This is a genomic window from Arthrobacter sp. TB 26 (assembly GCF_000427315.1).
Taxonomy (GTDB): domain Bacteria; phylum Actinomycetota; class Actinomycetes; order Actinomycetales; family Micrococcaceae; genus Arthrobacter.
Genome location: NZ_AUPJ01000516.1, coordinates 1 through 5028, shown reverse-complemented (window position 1 = coordinate 5028; position 5028 = coordinate 1). Strand labels below are relative to the sequence as shown.

Here is a 5028-nt window from a genome sequence, read left to right as displayed (position 1 = left end):
TGCGCGTGGGCGTGCTGAACCTGGACGCCCACTTCGACCTCCGCGACGAGGCTGTGCCCAGTTCCGGCACCCCGTTCCTGCAGATGGCCCGGGCGGAAGCCGCCGCGGGCCGCGAACTGAGGTACGCCGTCGTCGGGATCTCCGAGCCCAACAACACCCGGGCACTCTTCCGGACGGCGGAGGAGCTCGGCGTCGACTACCTGCTGGACGAGGGCTGCTCGGCCGGGGCGGCGCACGCCTTTGTGGCAGCGTTCCTGGCGCAGGTGGACGCCCTGTACCTGACCATCGACCTGGACGTGCTGCCGGCATCGGTGGCCCCCGGTGTAAGCGCCCCGGCCGCGTACGGTGTGCCGCTGCCGGTGATCAGCGCGGTGTGCCGCCAGGTGGCCGCGAGCGGAAAGCTGCTGCACCTGGATGTCGCCGAGCTGAACCCCGAGTTCGACCTGGACCGCCGGACGGCCAAGGTAGCCGCGAGACTGATCAACACGCTGCTGGGGTAGCCGGCATTAGCGCCGGGCCGCCGGCGGGGGCCCGGCGACGAGAGCCTGGTGGAGCAGCGCCCGCGCGGACCAGCGCATCGACGCCCTGGCCTGCTCCCGTGAGAGGCCGCCGATATCAGTCAGCCAGACAAGTGCCTCGATCCCGATCGCACTGCGCACAGCCAGGGCAAGGGCGCGGATCTCCGGTGCGGAGAAGGTTCCCTGGAGTGGTTTGAGGGCTTCCTCGATCCAGGCGATCGCCCGGCCCTGGCGCAGCGGGAGCGCTGATTCCGCAGTGTCCCGCTCCAGGGAGAGCCGGAGCATCGTGCGCTGCTGGGCTTCCGTGTCGGCGATCAGCTGGGTGAACTCCGCCACGACGACGTCCAGCCGCGCCCCGGGGTCTTCCGGCGCGTCCGCCGGCAGCAATGACTGCCGGGCAGTTTCAGGGTGGGCTGCCGCGAGGAGCTCACGCTGGCTCGGGAAGTAGCGGTAAGCAGTGCTCCGGGCGACGCCGGCTGCTGCCGCAGTGCTGTCGACGGTCGGGGACTCCCCCGCCGCCACCGCTTCCCGGGCGACAGCAACGAGTGCCTCGAATGTCCGGCGCTTCTGGCCCGTGCGGCCGGCATCCTGATAGGGGGTTGACATGGACCTTATGGTACTTCAGTCTTGTTATGGGACATCAGTCCTATAAGCCACTAAAGAGGCGATCCAATGGAAACGGTCAGCAGCCCGGCAGCCATCATCCGAGCGGAAGGCCAGGGCGAGCGCCGCTGGTTCTTCGGCGGCGGAGTGCACATCTGGAAAGCCAGGGCGGCGGAGACGGCCGGTGCCTTCCTGCTGTTTGAAGACCAGATGGCCGGCGGCAAAATGACACCGCTGCATACGCACCCTGGTTCGGACGAGACCATGTACATCCTGGACGGCGAGATCCTCATGCACATGGACGGTGCTGAACACCGGATCGGCGCCGGCGGCCTGGCTGTGGCGCCGCGGGGCGTTCCGCACGCGTTCATGGTGCTTTCCGGGTCGGCGCGGATGCTCTGCCTGCACACGCCCGGCTGCTGCGAGTCCTTCTACTGGGACGCGAGCACACCACTCGCCGACGGGGACACGGGCCCGGTGGATTTCGGCAGGGTCCAGGAGTCCGCGCGCAAGAACGGCGGCATCGTGCTGCTGGGCCCGCCGCCGTTTGGGCCGCACTAGCAGCACGCGGGGCTAGCAAAAAAGCGCCCGTCAAAACGACCCCGGAACGCAGAAAGTCCCCGCCGGAGCAGGGACTTTCTGGTCGGTCGGGGTGCGGCTAGCTGCGCCGCACCTCCACGCCATCGGACTTCAGGAACAGCCCGGCCTCGGACGGGACTGACAAGTCCGCCGGGACCAGCCAGAGGACATTGCCGCTCAGTGAAACCTCTTCGACCTCACCGACAGCCAAAACCTGCGCGTGCTTGAGGATTTCGACCCGATCGCCGGCCTTGAGGCTCCGCCAGTCGGAAACCGCCATGGCCGATGCCAGGCGCCTGGACATAACCGTCCCGCGTGCTTTCATGAACTTCTACCCCTTTGTATATGTTCTTTGTCACAACTTCATTGGTGTGACTTTCCCTTTGTACTACAATTTCCGGTCCCCCGCGGGCGTATTGCCGACTATTTCGGGGGGACCGGAAATTGTTCACCGAAACTGCATTTTGTTTTCCTTTAGGCGAGATTTCCGACGGCGGATTCGGCCGCCGCCCGGACCGTGCCCGAGGCCACCAGAAGGTCCGCCGCCTCCAGTTCCGGCGAGAGGAACCTGTCCGTGCCCGGACCGTCGACGACGTCGCGCAGGGCGGCGATCACGGCGGCACCGGCCGGACCAGGGGTCAGTTCGCCGCCGGAGAGCTGGGTACGGATGTCCAGGGCACGGGCCGAGGTCACCAGTTCAATCGCCAGGACCCGGCGCAGGTTCTCCACCGCGCGGCGCAGCTTGCGGGCCGCATGCCAGCCCATGGACACGTGGTCCTCCTGCATCGCGGAGCTCGGGATCGAATCCACCGACGCCGGGACGGCCAGCCGCTTGTTGTCCGAGACGAGCCCGGCCTGGGTGTACTGGGCGATCATGAGCCCGGAGTCGACGCCCGGGTCGGCAGCCAGGAACGCTGGCAGCCCGTGCGAGCGGGCCGGATCCAGCATCCGGTCGGTTCGGCGCTCGGCTATGGAGCTCAGATCCGCGACGGCGATGGCCAGGAAGTCCAGCACGTAGGCCACCGGAGCCCCGTGGAAGTTGCCGTTGGAGCTGACCCTGCCGTCGGGCAGGACCACCGGATTGTCGATGGCGGCGGCGAGCTCGCGGGAGGCGACCATGGCGGCGTGGTCCACGGTGTCGCGGACGGCGCCGGCCACCTGGGGTGCACAGCGCAGCGAGTAGGCGTCCTGGACTTTGGTGTCGTTGATCCGGTGCGAGGCCACAATCGGCGAGTTGGACAGGACCCGGAGCATGTTGTCCGCGGAGGCGGCCTGGCCCGGGTGCGGCCGAAGCGCGGCGTGCAGCTCGGGCAGGAACACCTGGTCGGTCCCGAGCAGCGCCTCGACGCTAAGCGCGGCGGTGATGTCCGCCGTCGTGAGCAGCTGGCGGATATCCGCGATGGCCATCAGCAGCATGCCCAGCATGCCTTCGGTGCCGTTGACCAGCGCCAGGCCTTCCTTTTCGGCGAGCGTGACGGGTTCAATTCCGTGCGCGGCGAGGAGTTCCGAGACCGGGCGGGCGCCCTTGGTGCCATACAGCGTGCCGTCCGGGCCGGTGGCTTCGCCCTCGCCCATCAGGACAAGGGCGCAGTGGGACAGCGGCGCGAGGTCGCCGGAGCAGCCGAGGGAGCCGAATTCGCGGACCACCGGGGTGATGCCGGCGTTCAGGACGTCCACCATGGTCTGCAGCACCACGGGGCGGACACCGGTCCGGCCCGAGGCGAGGGTTTTGGCGCGCAGGAACATAATGCCGCGGACCACCTCGCGTTCCACGGCCGGGCCCATGCCGGCGGCGTGGCTGCGGATCAGCGACTTCTGCAACTGGGTGCGCAGTTCGTTGGGGATGTGCCGGTTGGCCAGGGCGCCGAATCCGGTGGAGATGCCGTACGCCGGGGTTTCGCTGTGCGCGAGGTCGTCGATGTGGGCGCGGACCTTGGCGACGGCGTCGAGGGCGTCCTGGGCGATGGTCACCCGGGCGTCATGGCGGGCGACGGCGACGACGTCCTCGGGGGTGACCCCGCTGGAGCCGAGGGTGACGGTGAGCGGTGAGTGGGTTGGGGCCACGCGGACAGGGTTCCCTGGCCGAGCTTGCGAGGTTAGGGAGTTCGTGGGGAGAGTCATGATTCCTACTTCATTTCTCGTCGATTGCTCCGTAAGTGCCCTTTTGGAGGCTCAAAACGGCAGTTACGGAGCAGTCGATGTGGGCTAGGGGGTGGTTAGCGGGTTTCGTTCATGGGGATACGGACGCCGCGCTCCTTGGCGACTTCGACGGCGCGGTCGTAACCGGCGTCGACGTGGCGGATGACACCCATGCCGGGGTCGTTGGTGAGCAGGCGTTCGAGCTTCTGCGCCGCGAGGTCGGTGCCGTCGGCGACCGAAACCTGGCCGGCGTGGATGGAGCGGCCGATGCCGACGCCGCCGCCGTGGTGGATGGAGACCCAGGTGGCGCCGGAGGCGGTGTTGAGCAGGGCGTTGAGCAGCGGCCAGTCGGCGATAGCGTCGGAGCCGTCGGCCATCGCCTCGGTCTCGCGGTACGGGGAGGCGACGGAGCCGGAGTCGAGGTGGTCGCGGCCGATCACGATGGGCGCCTTGACCTTGCCCTCCTTGACGAGTTGGTTGAACAGCAGCCCGGCCTTGGCCCGTTCGCCGTAGCCCAGCCAGCAGATGCGGGCCGGCAGGCCTTCGAACTCGACCCGTTCCTGCGCGGCGTCGATCCAGCGGTGCAGGTGCTTGTTCTCGGGGAAGAGGTCTTTAATGGCGGCATCCGTGACGGCGATGTCCGCCGGGTCGCCGGAGAGCGCCACCCAGCGGAACGGGCCAAGCCCCTCGCAGAAGAGCGGGCGGATGTAGGCCGGGACGAAACCTGGGAACTCGAAGGCCCGGTTGTATCCGCCCTTGCGGGCCTCGTCGCGGATGGAGTTGCCGTAGTCGAACACCTCGGCGCCGGCGTCCTGGAATTCGACCATGGCCTGGACGTGCTTGGCCATAGAGGCCTGCGCCTTTTTGGTGAAACCCTCCGGATCAGCCGCCGCCTCGCGGTGCCATTCCTCGACCGTGATGCCCTCCGGGAGGTAGCTCAGCGGATCGTGCGCGGAGGTCTGGTCCGTAACGATATCTACGGTGAGCTCGCCGGCGTTGTGGCGGCGCAGGATCTCCGGGAACACGGTGGCGGCGTTGCCGACGTAGCCGACGGACCAGCCGCGGCGCTCATCTTTGGCTTTGAGCACCTTGGCAATCGCAGCGTCAAGGTCGGTCTCCACTTCGTCGAGGTAGCGCTTGCCGGCGCGGCGGCGCAGGTGGCTTTCGTCGACGTCGACAATCAGGCAGG

6 protein-coding genes are annotated in these 5028 nt (G+C 68.1%); 2 read left to right on the top strand and 4 right to left on the bottom strand.

The features are described from left to right. Nucleotides 1-500 (top strand): arginase family protein (locus tag K789_RS0120485; RefSeq protein ID WP_024368380.1); only part of this gene is annotated, 500 nt, incomplete at its 5' end. Between the two features lie 6 nt (nucleotides 501-506). Here the strand turns inward: K789_RS0120485 and K789_RS0120480 are convergent. Next, nucleotides 507-1124, bottom strand: coding sequence for a TetR/AcrR family transcriptional regulator (locus K789_RS0120480; protein ID WP_024368379.1), 618 nt, complete (start codon nucleotides 1122-1124; stop codon nucleotides 507-509). Between the two features lie 66 nt (nucleotides 1125-1190). Here K789_RS0120480 and K789_RS0120475 point away from each other — a divergent pair, with 66 nt between their 5' ends. Then, the gene (locus K789_RS0120475; RefSeq protein WP_024368378.1) at nucleotides 1191-1682 is read left to right on the top strand and encodes a cupin domain-containing protein; all 492 of its coding nucleotides are present in this window, start codon (nucleotides 1191-1193) and stop codon (nucleotides 1680-1682) included. A gap of 97 nt (nucleotides 1683-1779) precedes the next feature. Here K789_RS0120475 and K789_RS0120470 read toward each other — a convergent pair whose 3' ends face one another. From K789_RS0120470 to hutU, 3 genes are all read right to left on the bottom strand, one after another. Next, the gene (locus K789_RS0120470; RefSeq protein WP_024368377.1) at nucleotides 1780-2025 is read right to left on the bottom strand and encodes a hypothetical protein; all 246 of its coding nucleotides are present in this window, start codon (nucleotides 2023-2025) and stop codon (nucleotides 1780-1782) included. 149 nt (nucleotides 2026-2174) lie between these two features. Beyond that, nucleotides 2175-3821, bottom strand: coding sequence for a histidine ammonia-lyase (hutH, locus tag K789_RS0120465; protein ID WP_416352821.1), 1647 nt, complete (start codon nucleotides 3819-3821; stop codon nucleotides 2175-2177). A gap of 95 nt (nucleotides 3822-3916) precedes the next feature. Next, nucleotides 3917-5028, bottom strand: a 1112-nt coding sequence (gene hutU, locus K789_RS0120460) for a urocanate hydratase (RefSeq protein ID WP_024368375.1), incomplete at its 5' end; no start/stop codon positions are given.

What these genes read in the sequence shown, in the direction of transcription:
- hutH (WP_416352821.1), bottom strand. Translation starts at nt 3,821, where the DNA reads ATGACTCTCCCCACGAACTCCCTAACCTCGCAAGCTCGGCCAGGGAAC.
- K789_RS0120480 (WP_024368379.1), bottom strand. Translation starts at nt 1,124, where the DNA reads ATGTCAACCCCCTATCAGGATGCCGGCCGCACGGGCCAGAAGCGCCGG.
- K789_RS0120475 (WP_024368378.1), top strand. Translation starts at nt 1,191, where the DNA reads ATGGAAACGGTCAGCAGCCCGGCAGCCATCATCCGAGCGGAAGGCCAG.
- K789_RS0120470 (WP_024368377.1), bottom strand. Translation starts at nt 2,025, where the DNA reads ATGAAAGCACGCGGGACGGTTATGTCCAGGCGCCTGGCATCGGCCATG.